15 protein-coding genes and 1 tRNA gene are annotated in these 17,213 nt (G+C 68.8%); 6 read left to right on the top strand and 10 right to left on the bottom strand.

Translation table 11 applies throughout. From position 1 onward, the window contains the following. The first annotated feature begins 45 nt into the window (after positions 1-45). Positions 46-1,263, top strand: coding sequence for a DUF4032 domain-containing protein (locus tag AB0G04_RS00950; protein WP_360974231.1), 1,218 nt, complete (start codon positions 46-48; stop codon positions 1,261-1,263). Here AB0G04_RS00950 and AB0G04_RS00945 read toward each other — a convergent pair. Continuing rightward, the gene (locus AB0G04_RS00945) at positions 1,243-2,994 is read right to left on the bottom strand and encodes an NAD-binding protein (RefSeq protein ID WP_360974228.1); all 1,752 of its coding nucleotides are present in this window, start codon (positions 2,992-2,994) and stop codon (positions 1,243-1,245) included. The genes AB0G04_RS00950 and AB0G04_RS00945 overlap by 21 nt on opposite strands. Positions 2,995-3,115: 121 nt before the next feature. Between AB0G04_RS00945 and AB0G04_RS00940 the strand changes: the two genes are divergently transcribed. The 3 genes from AB0G04_RS00940 to AB0G04_RS00930 all read left to right on the top strand — a co-directional run bounded on the left by AB0G04_RS00940 (position 3,116) and on the right by AB0G04_RS00930 (position 5,227). After that, a complete protein-coding gene (locus AB0G04_RS00940) occupies positions 3,116-4,114 on the top strand; it encodes a hypothetical protein (RefSeq protein WP_360974225.1) in 999 nt (332 codons plus the stop codon). Between the two features lie 81 nt (positions 4,115-4,195). After that, complete coding sequence (locus tag AB0G04_RS00935) at positions 4,196-4,687, top strand: hypothetical protein (RefSeq protein ID WP_360974222.1); 492 nt, start codon at positions 4,196-4,198, stop codon at positions 4,685-4,687. A 36-nt stretch (positions 4,688-4,723) separates the two neighbouring features. Then, positions 4,724-5,227, top strand: a complete 504-nt coding sequence (locus tag AB0G04_RS00930; protein ID WP_360974219.1) for an MSMEG_6728 family protein — start codon at positions 4,724-4,726, stop codon at positions 5,225-5,227. Here the strand turns inward: AB0G04_RS00930 and AB0G04_RS00925 are convergent. Beyond that, positions 5,217-5,633, bottom strand: coding sequence for a GNAT family N-acetyltransferase (locus tag AB0G04_RS00925; RefSeq protein WP_360974216.1), 417 nt, complete (start codon positions 5,631-5,633; stop codon positions 5,217-5,219). The genes AB0G04_RS00930 and AB0G04_RS00925 overlap by 11 nt on opposite strands. A gap of 133 nt (positions 5,634-5,766) precedes the next feature. Between AB0G04_RS00925 and AB0G04_RS00920 the strand changes: the two genes are divergently transcribed. Continuing rightward, entirely contained in the window at positions 5,767-7,503 is a 1,737-nt protein-coding gene (locus AB0G04_RS00920) for a PQQ-binding-like beta-propeller repeat protein (protein WP_360974213.1), read from the top strand. Between the two features lie 68 nt (positions 7,504-7,571). Here AB0G04_RS00920 and ugpC read toward each other — a convergent pair whose 3' ends face one another. Then, positions 7,572-8,660, bottom strand: coding sequence for a sn-glycerol-3-phosphate ABC transporter ATP-binding protein UgpC (gene ugpC, locus AB0G04_RS00915; RefSeq protein ID WP_360974210.1), 1,089 nt, complete (start codon positions 8,658-8,660; stop codon positions 7,572-7,574). Between the two features lie 137 nt (positions 8,661-8,797). On the opposite strand from ugpC, the gene AB0G04_RS00910 reads away from it, so the two are divergent. Continuing rightward, positions 8,798-8,874, top strand: a tRNA-Thr gene (locus AB0G04_RS00910). Positions 8,875-8,955: 81 nt separating this feature from the next. On the opposite strand, the gene AB0G04_RS00905 is transcribed toward AB0G04_RS00910, so the two are convergent. The 7 genes from AB0G04_RS00905 to AB0G04_RS00875 all read right to left on the bottom strand — a co-directional run bounded on the left by AB0G04_RS00905 (position 8,956) and on the right by AB0G04_RS00875 (position 17,210). Continuing rightward, positions 8,956-9,255 (bottom strand): hypothetical protein, encoded by a 300-nt coding sequence (locus tag AB0G04_RS00905; protein ID WP_360974207.1) that lies wholly within the window; start codon positions 9,253-9,255, stop codon positions 8,956-8,958. Between the two features lie 867 nt (positions 9,256-10,122). Beyond that, entirely contained in the window at positions 10,123-10,404 is a 282-nt protein-coding gene (locus tag AB0G04_RS00900) for a hypothetical protein (protein WP_360974204.1), read from the bottom strand. Between the two features lie 385 nt (positions 10,405-10,789). Beyond that, positions 10,790-10,993 (bottom strand): cold-shock protein, encoded by a 204-nt coding sequence (locus tag AB0G04_RS00895; protein WP_360974201.1) that lies wholly within the window; start codon positions 10,991-10,993, stop codon positions 10,790-10,792. Positions 10,994-11,249: 256 nt separating this feature from the next. Next, a complete protein-coding gene (locus AB0G04_RS00890; RefSeq protein ID WP_360974198.1) occupies positions 11,250-11,513 on the bottom strand; it encodes a hypothetical protein in 264 nt (87 codons plus the stop codon). Between the two features lie 133 nt (positions 11,514-11,646). Further along, positions 11,647-12,033, bottom strand: a complete 387-nt coding sequence (locus AB0G04_RS00885) for a hypothetical protein (RefSeq protein WP_360974195.1) — start codon at positions 12,031-12,033, stop codon at positions 11,647-11,649. 64 nt (positions 12,034-12,097) lie between these two features. After that, the gene (locus tag AB0G04_RS00880; protein WP_360974192.1) at positions 12,098-12,316 is read right to left on the bottom strand and encodes a hypothetical protein; all 219 of its coding nucleotides are present in this window, start codon (positions 12,314-12,316) and stop codon (positions 12,098-12,100) included. A 148-nt stretch (positions 12,317-12,464) separates the two neighbouring features. Further along, a complete protein-coding gene (locus AB0G04_RS00875) occupies positions 12,465-17,210 on the bottom strand; it encodes an RHS repeat-associated core domain-containing protein (protein WP_360974189.1) in 4,746 nt (1,581 codons plus the stop codon). Positions 17,211-17,213 lie beyond the last annotated feature (3 nt).

The raw sequence follows: 17,213 nt of genomic DNA, 5'->3' as shown, positions 1-17,213 counted from the left end.
CACGTGCGGGCACGACGCGCCGCACGAACCGGCACACTTGGAGCCGTGCGCATCACCTCCGCCCTCATCGACCCCGCGCTGCTGGATCTGCCGTGGCACATTCCGCTGGAGGACTGGCCCGCCGATCATCTGGTCGCGCTCCCTCAGGGCATCTCGCGGCACATCGTCCGGTTCGTGAAGCTCAACGGTGTGGTCTACGCCATGAAGGAGACCCGGGAGCGGATCGCCGAGAAGGAGTACGACCTGCTCCGCGCCCTCGAGCGGATCGACTTCCCGGCCGTGCAGGCGGTCGCCATCGCCACCGACCGGCAGACCCGCGACGGCGAGCCGCTGGAGACCGTGCTGGTGACCCGGCATCTGCAGTTCTCGCTGCCGTACCGCGCCCTGTTCTCCCGGGTTCTGCGGCCGGACACGATGAACCGGCTGCTCGACGCCCTGGCCGCGCTGGTGGTGCGGATGCACCTGACCGGTTTCTCCTGGGGTGACTGTTCCCTGAGCAACACGCTGTTCCGGCGGGACGCGGGGGCCTTCGCCGCCTATCTGGTCGACGCGGAGACCGGCAATCTGTACCCGAAGCTGTCCGAGGGGCAGCGCAGCGAGGACATCGAGATCCTCCGGCTGAACATCTTCGGCGAGTGTCTGGACCTGCAGGCCGCCGAGCTGCTGCACGAGTCGATCGATCCGCTGGCGGTGGTCGACGACATCGTCGCGCGCTACGAGCGCCTGTGGCACGAGGTCACCTACGAGCAGGAGGTGGCGAAGGACGCCCGGCACCACATCGAGCGGCGCATCCGCCGGCTCAACGAGATGGGCTTCGACATCGCCGAGGTCTCGATGTCGACCGTCGACGGCGGCTATCTGGTCCGGCCCAAAGTCGTCGACGCCGGCCATCACGCCCGCCGCCTGATGCGCCTGACCGGCCTGGACGCCGAGGAGAACCAGGCCCGCCAGCTGCTCAACGACCTGGACGCCTACCGCGCGGAGAGCCACCTCACCGACGAGCAGCAGGCCGCGCACCGCTGGCTCACCGAGGTGTTCGAGCCGGTGGTCCGGGCCGTGCCGGTGAGTCTGCGCCGCAAGCTGGAGCCGCAGGAGGTGTTCTCGCAGATCATCCAGCACAAGTGGCTGCTCTCCGAGAAGGCCGGACGGGACGTCGGCATGGGTCCCGCGGTGCACGGTTACCTCACCGACGTGCTGGTCAACAAGCCGGACGAGCAGGCCGTGCTGGGTGTCGAGGCGGAGTCACTCAGCGGGACGCTGTAACGGCGGGCTGGCCAGCTCGGCGAGTGCCCGCAGGCCGCCGCGGCGGGCCACCACCAGGATCTGGTCGCCCTCGGCCAGCACCCGGCGGGGGTCCGGCACCCAGTCGACCCACTGCTGGCCGGCCGCTGACATGCCGAGCACCCGGGCCTCGCCGGGGTGGTCGGCGTGTTCCAGCGGCGCTCCGTCCAAGGGGGACATCGCCGCCACGGTCACCGTGGCGACCAGCACCGAGTGCCGGTCGACCGGGATGGTGGCGTGCACGTCGCGTTCGAGCAGGGCGGCGGCGAAGACCGGCGCACAGATCCGGGACACGCTGCGGGACGTGTTGATCTGGAACGCGGTCTCGACGCGCTGCGCGAAGTCGTCGTCGAAGAGCCGCAGCACCACCCGCAGGTCCGGCCGGGCGAGCCGGGACTGCAGGGCGGCCTGGAGGTTGACCGTGTCGTCGGTGGAGAGCACGACCAGCGCCCGGCAGGTGTCGATCGAGGCGGCCCGCAGGGTGACCTCGGCGGAGGCGTCACCGACGATCACGGGTACGCCGCGCCGCTGGGCACTCTTCACACCGCGGGCGTCGGCGGTCCGGTCGATCGCCACCACGCGCAGGCCGAGGTCGGTGAGCTGGCGCAGTACCTGGGTGCCGACGTTGCCGAGGCCGACGAGCACGATGTGGTCGCTCATCTCACCCGCGATCCGGCCCTGGCTGAGCGCCAGCCGGGCGTTGACCATGCCGTCCACCACCGCGGCCGTGATCAGCGGGATCAGGGCGAGGCCGGCGATGGTGAGGACGAGCTGGGCGGCCTGCGCCACCGGATTGCGGTCGACCTCCACATCGGACGAGCCGACCGCGGTCAGCAGCGTCATGTAGATCGACTCCCAGAGGCCGTGCCCCTGCCCGTCGTCGAACCTCGTCAGCACCAGCCCGGCGACGAGGGTGGTGGCCAGCGTGATCAGGACGGCTATGCCGAGTTTGCGGCTGAGTGCGGCACGCAGGGCACGGCCGATGGCGCGTCCCGGCCGCCGGCGGCGTCCGGCCCGCCGCAGCAGCCTGCTGGTGACGTCCTCCCCCGCCGGGCGGCCGGTGGCCTCGGCCAGCACCAGATCGTCCGGCTTCGCGGCCGCGCCGGGGCCGGCCGGCAACACTCCGCCGTCGGCGGTGGTCAGGGTCAGGACCACCGAGGATTCCGGTACGTCCGAGCGATGAGCGACATAGAGCGTACGACCGGCGCGCCGGAAGTGGGTCGGAGCCACCTCCCCCAGCGACGCCGCGACGAAGGCGGGCGCGGCCATCTCGGCGTCGGACAGCACCGCGCAGTCCGGGAAGAGCCGGACCACGCTCTGCCCGAGTCCGGTGTTGTACATCCGCACCACCACGCGCAGCTGGGCCTCGACCTCGCGGGCACAGAGCGCGGCGTGCAGGTTGACCATGTCGTCCGGCATGACGAGGGCGAGCGCGGAGGCCCCGGTCAGGCCGGCATCGCGGAAGGCCCGCTCGTCCAGCCGGTCGGCCTTGAGCCATTCCACCCCGCGGTCGGCGAGCTGGGCGAGGTCGGGCACATCCGGCCGGATCCGGTGCGGAGTGATCACCGTGATCCTGATCCGGTGCCGTGCGTTGGCAAGCTCCTCGGCAAGCGTGTACACCAGCGCATCGGCGCCGCACAGCACCAGGTGAGGCCGGCTGTCCTCATCGGACTCGGAACGGGTGTGGATCTTTTCGGTCGGCGCGGCACTCACGTTCACGAATCGTAGTCAGCCGGAACCGGCTCGTGGGGACGCTCGTTCCCCATCCGACACCTAATGTCCGACTTGGTGGGTATCACCCGAACCGCCGTCCGATGTGGCCAGGAGAAGATCAGTGCGCAAGTTGTGGTGTGCCGGAGCGATCGCGAGCGGAATGCTGTTTCTCGGAGCGGCGCCCGCCTGGGCCGACGAGCCCCCCACCCCCGGAGCCCCTGGAGCCCCCGCGCCGGCGGCCGCCCCCGGCTCCGCCCAGGGCCCCCTGAACACCGCCCTCGGATACGCGTTGGAACCGACCAACGGCTGGCGTCTCGGCAGCCCGATCGCGTCGGACCCGCTCAGCGGCCAGCCGCTGGTCCAGCTCGAACCCGGCCCCGGCCGCAAGCTGATGCAGCTGCCCGGCGGTGACGGAACGCCGCGGCTGGAGGACACCAAGGCCGCGACGAACCGGAACGTCAAGCGCTCCAACGGCCGGCTCGTACCCTCCGCCGACGTGCTCCGCACCCTTCCGCAGACCGGGCAGACGCCCTCCGGACCGCTAAGTGGCCTGCCCGTACAGGGTGTCCCGATGCCGCTGGCCGGTCAGAAGCTGCAGGTCGCCAACATGCCGGTGGACGGGCTCGTCGGCCGGGCGCTCGGCGGCTTCGGCGGCCTGACCCCGTCCGGCGTGTCGTCGGTGCCGGTCACCCGGACGCCTGCCCCGGACGAGCGCCCGATCGCCGGCCAGCGGCTCGAGCGGGCCCGGTCCGAGTTCCCGCTGCTCGGCGGGCTCGGTGGCGCATTCCCGGTCCGTACCCTGTCCGAGGAGATCGTGGACTTCCAGTCCGGCGTCTCCGGCCTGCCGATGGGCGGGGAACCGCTCCGGACGGCCCGGTCCGCCCAGGCGACGCCGGACGACGGCAGCACGCCGGACGACGGCAGCACGCCGGCCGCCGAACCGGCCACGGCATCGCCGAGCGCGTCGGCCGGTATCGACGCCACCAGCGCCCCGGCCCAGCCGTCCGCGCCCGCCGGGTTCAGCACCGGCGAGCAGCCGAAGCCGGCGAGCGACCCGGCCATCGACGACCCGCGGCTCCACGAGGAGCCGGTCGACGGGTTCGTGGCCCCCGAGAAGTAAGGCCCGCGAGAAGAGCGCGCGCCCGCGACGTCGACGCGGCGCGCGCTCTCACATGTCCGCCCCGCGCCGTAGGGTTCCGGAATGGACATTCCCCGCCTCGGCCCGCTCACCCTCGACGAGGAGGGTGAGCACAGCAGCGCACCGGTCCCGGTCCCGCTCTTCGGCAGGTCCTGTGTCTTCACCCTGGCCGACCCCGACGGGTACGCGGCCGGCCCGGAACAGGTGCACCGTGCCGTCGCCGCGTTCCTCGATCTGGACGCGGCGGCACTGACCGCGGCGGCGCCCGACGTCTACGAGTACTACCGGGACGTCACCGACTTCTTCGAGGCCGAGGGATACCCGTACACCCGGGTCGCCGACCGGACCCGGATCTGGGAACACGTCACCTTCGGGCCGGTCGTGCGGATCGAGTTCGAGGACGGCCGGGTCTATCTCTCGGTCGAGTGCGAGTGCTCGTGGGAGATCGAGCACGGCCTGCAGCTCGTCTTCCGGGACGGCCGGGCGATCAGCCGGATCAGTGCCTACGACGGCCGGCTCACCAACCACGGGACCGACGCGATCTACGTGAGTTGACGTGAGGTCCGGCCGCCGGCGGCGGAGAATCGGAGAATGCAGACGTTCCTGCCGCTCCCCGGTTTTCTGGCGTCCGCCCGTGTCCTCGACCCGAAACGGCTCGGCAAGCAGCGGGTCGAGGCGATCCAGGTGCTGCGCGGCCTGGTCCGGCCCGGCTACGGCTGGCGGCACCACCCGGCGGTCAAGATGTGGCACGGGTACGAGGAGGCCCTGGTCCGGTACGGCCTCGACATGTGCGCGGTCTGGACCGAGGGCGGCAATGCGGACACCTGCGCCGCCACGCTGGTCACCGATCTGCGCGGGGCGATCGGCATCGAGGACGTACGGTCACAGCCCGCCCTCGCCGAGGCCGGTGACCTGCCACCCTGGCTCGACGACGCGGACCTGCACCTGAGCCACCGCTCCGCGCTGATCCGCAAGGACCCGGCGTTCTACCGGCCGCTCTTCGGCCCGGACGTGCCGGACGATCTGCCGTACGTCTGGCCGGCCTCGGACCGTCCGCCGGCCCCGGTCGCGGCCGGCCCCGGAGTCACTTCGTGAGGTCCCAGCTCAGCAGGGTGAACGTCATCTCCTCGTCGGCACCCGCCCGCCGATAGGTGGCCAGGGCAGCCTTGTTGTCGCTCTCGGTCGCCACCCACATGCCGTAGCAGCCGTTCTTCCGTGCCAGCTCGGCCATCGCGTCGACCAGCGCGGAGCCGACGCCCTGCAGCCGGGCCACCGGGGCGACGCCCAGCTCGTAGATCAGCATCTCGGTGCCCTTGTCGGGATGGGTCGTCTCGACACCGGTGATCATGCCGACCGGCCGGTCCGCGTCATCGTAGGCGAGCAGCAGATGGTGGGTCGGGTCGCTGAGGAATCGCCTGGTGACCGACTCGATCGGGGCCGTGTCGAAGAGGTCCGCCGCCCGATGGACGTCAGCCTCGGCGGTTACTCGTTCGATGCGCATGTCGCCACGATAGCCAGGCGTCAATCACGACTCGGCAGTCGTTTCGGCTCCGGTGCCCGACCGCTCGCCCGACTGATCATCGATGCCGGGCTGGGTACCATGACCTGCCGATGTGGCGGAGAAGGGCGGGAACATGGCGGGTCCGGCAGATGACGCGACGCAGCCTCCGGAGGCGACTCAGCCGGTGAGCCCGCCGCCGGGCGTCCGCTATGCGACCGGGGTGTCCGAGGCCGCGACACCGACACCCACCCCGGCCACCGTCGAGGAGAGCCCGCGGACACCGGTCGACCCTCGGGACGCCCCCACCCGGCCGAAGATCGAGAACCCGCCGGCACCGGTCGACCCGCGGGACGCTCCCACCAAGCCGGAGATCGAGTACGCGGATCCGGTCGACCCGTGGGCCGCCGCCGAGGCCGCCGCGATCGCCGCGGGCGGGCAGCCCGGCGGCTACACCGCGCACCCGCATCCGGAGTCGACCTGGACCGTCCCCGGCGCCGGCGGCCCGGCCTCCGGACCCGCCTCGGAACCGGCCGCCGCGAAGCCCGCGCCGGCTCGTAAGTGGCTGCTGATCGGCGGGGCGGCCACCACGGTCGCCGCTGTCGCCGTCGCCGCCACCGTCTACTTCTGGCCCGGCTACCCGGCACTCGACTACCACCGGGTCGAGCTGATCAAGCAGATCACCCCGGCCGTACCGATCGCCTCGTCCTTCACCGACTCCGAGGTGCTCGGCGACCGGGCCTACTTCGCCAGTGCCGGCAGCGACGGCCGGCTGCACGTGGTCGCCGCCGACACCGGGTCCGGCGACAAGCCGCTCTGGGAGAGTGACGCCGCCGGGCAGGCCACCACCTGGGACCGGATGATCGCGACACCGTCGGCGCTGCTGCTCTTCTCCGGGATCGACTCCTCGACCAGCACCAGCCGGATGGCAGTGCTCGACCCGAAGGACGGCAAGCTGCTCTGGGAGCGGCGACTGGGCTACAACGACGACGTCATCCCGGGTGACAAGGCGCTGGTGGTCTCCGATCGGGAGGGCAAGAGACTGCTCGGCCTCGGATGGCGCGACGGCGGGCCGAAGTGGACGCAGGCCGACCCGGACGCCACGGCGATCGCACCGGTCCTGACGCCGAAGAATTTGACCGGGCCGGCCGGCAGCACCGGGCGGCCGTTCGCACCCGACCTCGCCGATGACGGGCGGTTCGTCCAGTTCGACGCCGACCGCATGGTGACGGTTCGCGACGTGGACTCCGGCGACAGCCTTCAGACGCGGGCCAATGTGGCTTCCAGCAGCGACAAGACGGTGGCGTACGACGGGCGCCTGTACGTCCTGGAGACCGGCACCCCGAAACGGATCCTCGAGTACGACCTGGCCGACCTGGCCAAGGAGCCACGGATCGTGCACAACGCCGACGCCAAGGACGACGTCAAATGGCTCGGGCCGTGCGGGAAGCTGCTGTGCCTCATCCAGAACCCCGGCTACGAAGCGGCCGAGGCCAAGGTCGTCGCGGTCGGCGGTGAGGGCGCCTGGAGCCTGCAGGTGCCGAAGGCGGAACGGCTCGTACCGGTGGGCGACACCGGGGTGCTCGCCATCGGCGACGAGGGCACCACGCTGATCGTGGACGGCAGGCAGGTCTGGTCCGACACGACCCTCGCGGTCCGGCTCGACGCCGGAAACGTGCTGCGCTTCTCGGAGGACCTGACCACGTCGGTGAGCGACCGTACGCTGTCCGGCTTCCACGTCGGCGACGAGCCCGGCCAGATCAGCGAGCTGGGCCAGGTCCTCGACGTGCGGTCGGACAGTTGCTCCTGGAACACCTCGGTGCTTGCGTGCGCCGCCGAGGAGAAGTACGTCGTCTACTCGTTCGCCGGCTGATCGTCGTACGAAACCACGAAGGCGGCCTCCGGTCCGGGAGGCCGCCTTCGTGTTCAGTCAGCGGTGCTTCAGATGCGGAAGCCGGAACCCGCGTTGAAGACGTGCATCGCGCTGGTCTGCGGCCGGACGTAGACCGTCTCGCCCATGTGCGGCATGTAGCGACGCTCGGTCCGGACCACGAAGCGCTCGGAGCCGCCCGCCAGGTCGGCGTGGCCGTACACGTTCGCGTCCGAGCCGAGGTCCTCGACCAGGTCGACCACGATCGGCAGCGCGTCCGGCGCCTCGCCGACGACCTCGGCCGCCTCGGGGCGGAAACCGATGGTCACGTTGCTGTTGCCACCCTCGCGGGCCGCCGCCACCTGCTCCCGGGTGAGCGGGATGTTCAGCGCGCCGAAGTGGGCACCGCTGTCGTTCAGCGGAACGGTCTTGATGTTCATGGCAGGCGAGCCCATGAAGCCGGCCACGAAGACGTTGCCGGGGGTGTCGTACAGCGCCCGCGGGGTGTCCACCTGCTGCAGCACGCCGTCCAGCATGACCGCCACCCGGTGACCCATGGTCATGGCCTCGACCTGGTCGTGGGTCACGTAGACGGTGGTGACGCCGAGCTTCGCCTGCAGCGAGGCGATCTGCGAACGGGTCTGGACACGGAGCTTGGCGTCGAGGATCGACAGCGGCTCGTCCATGAGGAACACCTGCGGCTGACGCACGATCGCGCGGCCCATGGCGACACGCTGACGCTGACCACCGGAGAGCGCCTTCGGCTTACGCGACAGGTACTCCTCGAGCTGGAGCAGGGCCGCGGCCTCCTTGACGGCGCGGTCGATCTCCGACTTCGGGGTCTTGCGCAGCTTCAGGGCGAACGCCATGTTCTCGTACACCGTCATGTGCGGGTAGAGAGCGTAGTTCTGGAACACCATCGCGATGTCACGGGACTTCGGCGGGAGGTGCGTGACGTCCTTGTCGTTGATGAGGATGCGGCCACGGTCCACGTCCTCCAGACCCGCGAGCATGCGCAGGCTGGTGGACTTACCACAACCGGAGGGGCCGACGAGGACGAGGAACTCTCCGTCGCCGATCTCGAGGTTCAGCTCGTTGACCGCGGGGCGCTCGGAGCCCGGGTAGACCCGGGAGGCCTTGTCATAGGTAACGGTAGCCATGGTGAAGCGACTTCCTTTCCACCGGCAGGAACGTGCCGGACGATCCGAGTAGAAGGAACAGCCCCGCCACCGTATTTGTTTTCTTCCGACCTGCCAAGATGGCGACCGCATCACAGGACGTTATGATGATGCCCATCGCCCCTGTAGCTCAGTTGGCTAGAGCACGCGTCTTGTAAACGCGAGGTCGTCGGTTCGATTCCGACCGGGGGCTCCACATACCCCTCACCTGCGGGTCGGCGCTCCGCGTGGGCTGTGCGTGCCGGTGCACATCACCCCGGCCGCGCGTCGCGGTGATCTACCTGCCCCGGCGCCGCTGGTCGGTGTCTCGTCCCGGTGCGGACAGGTCCCGTCCCGGTGCGGACAGGAACACGGTGGCCGCGGGACGCCCGGCGGTTTCCTGATGGGCGGCCGGCGCTTCGGCCTCGGCGGCTTCGGCAGCCTCCGGTTCGTGTTCCCGCTGGTGCGACTTGTCAGCCTTGTCGCGAAGCTGTTGCAGGGTGATCTGACCGCGCTCGCCGCTGAGGTCGAGCTCGATGCGGCAGAACCGATCACAGGGATATTCGACGACAAGCATCGTCTGCGGGTTGGGGGTCATCGCGTTCCTCCGCCGGCGCGAAACATACGGGCGCTGCCGCATACGGGATTGCTGTGCATGTACCGATCGTAGTCGCGGCCGGGGCCGCCCGCGCTCGAGCCATGCGTGTACCCCATGACGAGGGCCCCGGCGCGGGAAGCGCCGGGGCCCAGGGTTACGGGTTTGGTACACCATCTACCGGCAGGTTCGCCGGCTTGTCGTTTCCACACCTCGCCGCGGTGAGCGACTTCCGGTGCGAGGACCGCATGAGCGTGACCGCAGACCATCACACGTTCGATGGCGCTACGGTGTCCGCCTCAGAACTGCTTGCATGTTCTGACGGCAGGCGATCCAACGGTGCTCTGCCCTCCCTTTCCTCTACTTTCATGACCTGTGTTGCTGTCGTACCACCCCGCCGGTGTGGAGGCCCCACGCAAACTTCATGGCCCCGCACACGTGCGGCGGATCCTTCTGCATCAGGCCGGGTCCCGAAACTGCATCGACCCTGCCCGCGTTTGCCCTGACCTGGAATTACGTCAAGGTCTTGCCCTGCTACGCGGGAATCTGCTGCCCACGTCCGCCGAGCGGGCCACGAACGTTCCGGGCCCTGCTTCACGCTCGGCTCAACACGTCTGCGTCTTCACACGTCTGCGTCTTCAAATCTCCGCTTCGAACGAAAGGAACACTACCCGTACCGGAGAAGAAAATCTAGTCGTTCGAACCCAGATTTTTTGGTCGGCCGACGAGGCTTTCCGTAGACATCGACGCCCGTGAGAGCGGACCGTTGCGGGCACACGAAAAGACCTCCGGCGTGGCGGAAGTCGTGACGCTTCCACCACGCCGGAGGTCTCATGGCTCACCGTGATGCCCGGCGGCCCCTCACGGGCGTCAGAACGGCGCGGGTCCGTGCCCCGTCAAGGACATCAGCAGCTGCGTGGCGAGGAGCTTGCGCATGCCGGTGACCGCGACGGTCCCCACCCGGTCGTAGGGGAGTTCCAGCTGCAGCCCTTCGCCGGCGTTGCGCAGATCCGTCGTGATCTCGTCGGGACGGAACGTGCCGCTCCAGCCGTTGATCCCGCCACGCTGGTTGGTGCTGAGCGAGACCATGCCGGAGATGCATGCGCCGTCGACCAGGGTCAGCCTCGCGGGGCCTGAATAGGTTGTTGCCATAGCCGTGTCCTCCGGGGGTGTCGCGCGATGACTTCAGGGGTCGCGACTGTCAGGTATGCGTCTGGAGCACGAGGCTGGGGGTTCGTGCTGCTGTGCTCGACCTGGAACGCGACCGTACGTACATGGTCACTGCAGTGCGGCGGCGACGCGAACTTCCGCCGGTTACCGATGGAGGGCAGAGCAACGCCCGGAGTCGGACAGTGACGAGAGCAGCACCCGATGGCGATGACGGGAGTGATGGCGGGGGGCCATACCAGTCTGTCGTGGGGTTCTGCCCGGGGAGATCCGCACGACGCCGTGGTGGACGTGCGATGGCGCGGCCGGTGCGGAGAACGCCGAACGGCGGCCCGCTGAATCAGTCGGGCCGCCGTCAGCGGAGCGTGGATCAGAGCGGGCGGATGTTCTCCGCCTGCGGGCCCTTCTGGCCCTGGGTGATGTCGAACTCCACCTTCTGGTTCTCCTCGAGGCTGCGGTAGCCGCTCGTGGAGATGGCGGAGAAGTGGGCGAAGACGTCGGCGCCGCCGTCGTCGGGGGCGATGAAGCCGAAGCCCTTGTCGGCGTTGAACCACTTCACGGTGCCTGTAGTCATGTCTGCTCCTCGCAGGCTGTCGGAGACCGCCCTGTGCGGACCCCTATACGCCGCCGCGTTGATCACCCGCGTCGAAACGACACGAAAAACGAAAAGCGCCTGCACGGGTTTTAGATAACCCATCAGGCGCCATAAAACGTCTACGGAAATCAAAACTGCAACCCGACAAACATAGCAGGTGATTTGCCGTCGGGCCCCACGACCGCATGTGGCACAGGTCACTGTCCGTAGGCCGCCACTGGGACGGGATGCCCGGTTACCGAGCCACCGTCGCATTCCGCGAGGCGTCGCTGCGGGGCTCGGCATCCGACCCGGTGAGGAGGTCCGCGCGCTGGTCGATGGCATGCGCCTGCGCTGTCACCTCGTCTCCGAGAGCGTGCAGCCGGGTCGTGGTCCTCGGATCCGGTGACTCCTCGGCGCTGCGGTGCAGGATGTCCTCGGCCACCTCGAGCTGCTCTGCGGTGCCGTGCATCGCCGCGGCGGTCCGTTCCCGGCTGAACGTTCCCTCTTGCGAAGTCATTCTCCGGATCTACCCCGGGCAGGAGGAGCGGACACATCACCGGGAGAGGAAGCCCGTCGGCCGACGGTCCGGCCGGGGGTTCCCGCGCTCCTCGGAGCCACCCCCGGGCAAGACCGTCTCCGGGTGGACCGCCTCAGCGGCGGGCCGAACGTGCCGCCTCCAGCGCCTCGACGAAGAACGCGCCTCCGTCCTTGTCGACGCCGGAGATCGACACCTCTCCGCCGGCCAGCAGGGTGATGGTGCCGAGGTTGACGGCGGTCTCCCACCGGACAGCGGTGATGTCCGGGATCTTGATGTCCACGAAGGCCTTACGGATCAGGCCCTCGAAGAGGAACAGCACTCGCGAGTCGGTCAGTACGAGCAAGCCGTTGCCCGGACCGTGGCTGCCGGCCACCAGTGCGGCCACGTTCTCGCCGGGCGCCAGGTGGTCCGCCAGGTCGTTCAGTTCCTTCTTTGCCCCGATCGCCGATCCCATGCGATCCGCTGCCCGGGAGATGTCGGCCCTCAAGTCCTCAAACACGTGTATCACCTGTTCCCGCTAGGAGATCGACTCGGATTGCCATTGCCGGCGAAGTGCGTCAGGTCTAGAGACGCCCTCGCCGGAGAGCCAGGGGCACCACCACGACCAGCACCAGCACCAGTAATCCGGCGATGGTCAGCAGCATCGGTGCGGCGGAATGCCCGTCGATCGCGTATTTCACCGCGATCGCACCGACGATCACGTCGAGGATCACGGCCGCGATCACCAGCACGCGCATGCCGGTCTTGCCGTAGGGGCCACTGCTCGGGAGATTACCGCTCATGTAACGATCCTCACCTGGCTGGACGGCACGTTGCCCACCGCGCCGCGCGGCGGCCCGTGAGCCGCCGCGCGGACGATGAAGCAATCGATGTCAGCGCATTACCCGCGATCCGCGACGCGATAAACGCCACGGATCGCGGGGCCGGGCGCTATTCCTCGAGCTTGTTCGACACTGCATCACCCACCTGGGTGGACAGTGCGATGCAACCGATCTGGCCGATCACCATGGACGCCCCGGCGGTGGCCGGTGCCGCGAAGCCGAGGACGATGTTGCAGGCGACCTCGGTCGCCAGGGCGAAGAACATGGACACGGCCTGGCGTTCCAGGGCCTCCGTGTCACCCTTCGCGAAGTTGACGGCCGCCTCCCCCAGATCTCCGTACCAACCGACGTCCCCGATCAGGTCGGCGATGCCGTGCCCGGTGGGATCGGTGTAGTTCACCGGATTGGCGGTCGCGTACGTGTAGGGCAGGTCCTTGCCGGACGGGTCGCGCTGGGTGAAGCGACCGAGGCCGGGGTCGTAGTAGCGGGCGCCGAACTTGGTGAGCCCGGTGAAGCTGTCGTAGAAGCCGCTGGCGTACCGCCACGGGTTGTGGATCTGCTGCGATGCGGAGAGCTGATTGCCGTACGGGTCGTAGCTGTACGAGTTGACCTTCGCTCCGCTGGTGTTCACCAGGCCGACCACCGACCCGAGCCCGTCGAGGAGGTAGTAGTACCGGACCCCGTTGGCCCGCAGACCGATCAGGTTGCCGGTGTTGTCCCTGGTGTAGTAGTCCGAGGTGCCCCACGGCGGTTCCATGTCGTCCGGACCGACAGTGGTCGTGGTGCTGACCCCGCCGGCCGGCCGGCTCGCCGAGGCGACACCGAGGGCGCTGGTCGTGTAGTTGACGCTGCCGGCCCGGCGGCGTTCGGTCTGGGCTGCTCCGCCGTACTGCAGCGGGGCGTGCAGCGACTTGCCGGGCGCGGTGATCCCGGTCGTCTGATTGTTGATGCTGTTGTAGTCGATCGCGAAGCCGTTCGACGAGCCGGCGAGGTTGCCGTTGGCGTCGAAGTTGTACGTCACCGATCCACCGCTGGTGAGCTGGTGCGCGTCGTTGTAGTTGTAGTTGGTGGTCGTACCGTTCTCGGTCTTCGACGTCCGGTTGAAGTTGGCGTCGTAGCCGTAGCCGCGCGACAGTCCCGGCCCGGAGGCCGCGGTGAGCCGGTTCAGCTTGTCGTAGGTGTACGTGGTGGTGCCGGACAGATCGGTCATCGAGTGCCGCAGACCGCTGTCGGCGCCGCCCTTGGTGTAGTCGTACGTGAACGACGACAGCTTCGCCCCGGTGCCGTCGTTCGTGGCGACGATCGAGGTCTGCCGGCCGGACTTGTCGTACTTCATCTCCACGGTGACCCGGGGGCTGGTCGGCAGGTACATGAACCGGCGCCGGTTGTTCTCGTCGTAGGTGAAAGTCACCGGACCGGGCGCGCCCGGCTCCCGCAGGGAGGTGACCAGGTTGACGGCGTTGTAGGCGTAGGTGACCGTGCCGCCGCCGTCGGTGTACTCGGTGAGGTTGCCGTTGCGGTCGTAGCCGTAGCGGATCGCCGCGGCACCCGGCACCTGCTTGCCGGTCACCCGGCCGAACTTGTCGTACGTGAACACCGTGAGGCCGCTGGGGTCGGTCAGCCGGAGAAGATTGCCGTCCCGGTCGTAGTCGTAGTCGACGACCGAGCCGTTGTGGAACGTGATCCGGTCGATCCGGTCGAGCTGGTCGTAGGTGTATCGGGTTTTCTGCCCCTTGCCGTCGGTCTGCTCGCTCATCCGCGACAGGGAGTCGGGGACGAGGGCGATGTCACCGAGCGGGGCCGGGTTGTCGACCTTGGTGAGGTTGCCCTTGGCGTCGTAGGTGAAATTGGTGCGTACGTCCTTGGCATCCTCACGCCATTTGACCGTGCCGTTGTCGTTGTGCTCGGCCTCGAAGATCTTCTGCCCCGGGTACTGGCTGCTCTCCTCGGCGGTCTTGTTGCCCTTGGCGTCGTAGGAGTAGCTCGTCGTGTTGCCCTGCGGGTCGGTCGTCCCGGTGACCGAGTTCGGATGCGACGTGTCGTTGTAGCTCATGTTGGACTTCGCGCCGGTGGCGACGCCGACCGAGGTCAGGTTATTGGTGTTCGGGTCCCAACCGAGGGTCGAGGTGTTGGTCAGCGAGTCGGTGAGCGTCTCGACGTTGTCGTTGGCGTTGTACTTCTTCGACCGTTCGTGGCCGAGGGCGTCCTTGACCTTGGTGACCCGGTCGCGCGTCTCGTAGTCGTGCGTGGTGATGCCGTCGGTGGTCGACGAGGTGGCGGTGCCGTTCGGGTCGGTCACCTCGGTCTTGCCGCTGGAGTAGGTGAACGTGTAGCGGGCGGTGTCCGGGGTACCACCGGGGTTGGTCAGCTCGTAGTAGTCGAGCATCCGGGAGGTGTCCGGCTCGTACCCCAGGTTCGTGATCCGGCCCTCGGGAGTGGTGATCCTGGTGAGCCGGTCACCGGTGTACTCGTAGCGGGTCACGCCGTTCGCGGTGTCGGTGACGGTCTCCAGGTTCTGTGAACCGTTGTAGGTGTAGGACACCCTCCGGCCGGTGGAGTCGGTGGCCGAGGCCAGCCGTCCCGACGCGTACGCCAGCGTGGTGACCCGGTTCTGGGTGTCGGTGATCGTGGTGACGTTGCCCGATCCGTCGTACTCGAAAGTGATCTTGTTGTCGTTCTTGTCGACGCTGCGCAGGAGCCGGCCGGTGCTGTCGGCGTAGTAGAAGCTCGCCTCGCTCTTGTCGAACTTCAGGCGCAGCTCACCGGTGCTGGTGTTGCGGGTGAGCTTGGCGTCGATGCTCGGCGGGGTACGCCAGGCGTTGGTACCGGAGTTGATGAACTTGGCGGTGAAGCCGCTCGGCGCGTGGTAGGTGACGTCCGCCGTCGAGTGGTCGCTCTTGGAGTACACGAGCTTGACGTCCTGGGCAGTACCGAGGGACCAGCCCTTGCCCAGCGTCGTCGTCGACGTGTTCCGGGAGTTGTAGTACCGGTCGAGCGTGAAGTCCGTACCGGTGCCGCGGATCTTCAGGTCAGCGCCCATGACGAGCAGGTTGCCGTTCGCCACGTTCACCTTGAGCTCGAGCCGGTCGGTCAGCTTCTGCTCCTGGAACGAGAACCGGCCCTGTTCTCCGGTCGGCGATCCGTCCGAGGTGGTCATGAACCGCCATCCCGACCACGGGCCGGCGAGACTGCCGTCGTAGCCGCGGGCCCGCCACCGGTAGGTGGTGTTCGCGTTCAGCTTGTCGTTCGGCACGGTCCACGACGACTCGTTGCCGTTGGCCACCGTTCCGCCGGAACCGGACGTCAGCAGGGTCGCGCCGGTCCGGTCGTAGACCTCGAACTCGACCCGTCCGGTGCCGCCGTCCGGGTCGCTGAACACACCCCTCATGACCGGCGTACGGGTCTGCGTCTCCGCGGCGTCGCCCGGCTGCAGCTTCAGCGGGTCGAGCGCGTTCGGGTAGCTGTTGTAGTTGACCACCGCGTACGGCTGCTGGCCCTGCTGCTCCGGTGCCGACGGCTGGCTGGAGCGGAACTGCTTGAAACCGATGCTGTCGATCGACGTCTCGTCGGTGGCCCGCAGCCCCATGTGCGCCTTGGACTGGCCCGCGTTCACCGCGCGCTGCAGGAACGACGTGCCGTTGACCGAGACCCAGCCGTCGTTGCAGGAGGAGTTGAAGCCCTTGGTGGCGGTGCTGGTCACCTCGCGGGTGCGCCAGGCCGGCTGGTTGGTCCAGCGGGTCGCCGCAGTGGCCGCGTCGGTGGTCCACACCTCCCACTGCGCCGCCGTGCAGGACTGGGAGAACCAGTTGTAGAAGTTGAAGGTCGCGGATGTCACCTGGCGGCCCACCAGGGCACTGGTGTCCCAGCTGATGAAGGACCGCGCAACATTTCCGGAGGTCAGACCGAACTGCAGGTCATTGGTGCCCGACCGGTCCGCCGAGTCGCCCTCCTTCACGTAGGTGTCGAAGGTGACGCCCAGCGGGTTGATCTGCGGGTCCACGGTCACCGGGTACACCGTCGCCGGATCGTCGAAGAACTTCTGATCCGGGGTCAGCGCCAGGTCCGTCACACCGGCCTTGCGCGCCGTCTGCTTCACCGCGACCTTGGAGATCCGCTTCGGCCCGCCGGTGGCCGGATCGATCGACGAGTCCCACATCTCAGGCGTGGGCGAGGTCCCCACGGTCCGGCCCTTGGCGTCGACGAACAGCAGCCCACCGGAGCCGTCCGGCTTGGTGGACAGCCCTTCGGCACGCACCGGGACCTGCAGGGCAGCCACGCTGTCCGCGGCGTCCCGATTCTTCACGACGAAGAACTGCTCGACACCGGTGGTCGAGGCCTCGACGACGAGATCGACGCCAGTACGGACCTCGCGATAGATTGCCCGGTTGCCGTCCAGCACCGGGTCGGTGAGCACGCCGTCCCATCCGATGCTGACCCGTTTACCGCCGACGGTGATGCTCAGCAGATCATGCCGGCCCGCGCCGGCCTTGCCGGACAACCGCAGGTCCCCGGGGTGTGCCACCGGTGCGACCGAACCATCCGCCTCCGCACGCATGGTGAGGTCGATCTGCTTCCAGGCCCCGTCGGCACCCCGCATCCGCACCGGGCCGGCGTAGATCTTCGCCGTCCAGGTGCCGTCCGGATTCGCGAAGACATCCTGTGTCTCCGAACGCGCCCCGGCGTTCTCCACCGCCTTGCCGCAGGCCCGGGCCGCGGTCATGGCGCTCGGCTCGTCCGGCTGCGCGGCTGTGCAGTCCGGCGCCGTCACGGCTTCCGGGGCTGCACCCGGCGCCGCCGGCGGTGCCGCGCTCGCCGGCCGTGCCTGCACGGGAACGCCCGCCGCGACGACGGTCAACGC

The sequence above is a fragment of the Actinoplanes sp. NPDC023801 genome, from assembly GCF_040639655.1.
Taxonomy (GTDB): Bacteria; Actinomycetota; Actinomycetes; order Mycobacteriales; family Micromonosporaceae; genus Actinoplanes.
This window is presented reverse-complemented; position numbering and strand designations above follow the sequence as displayed.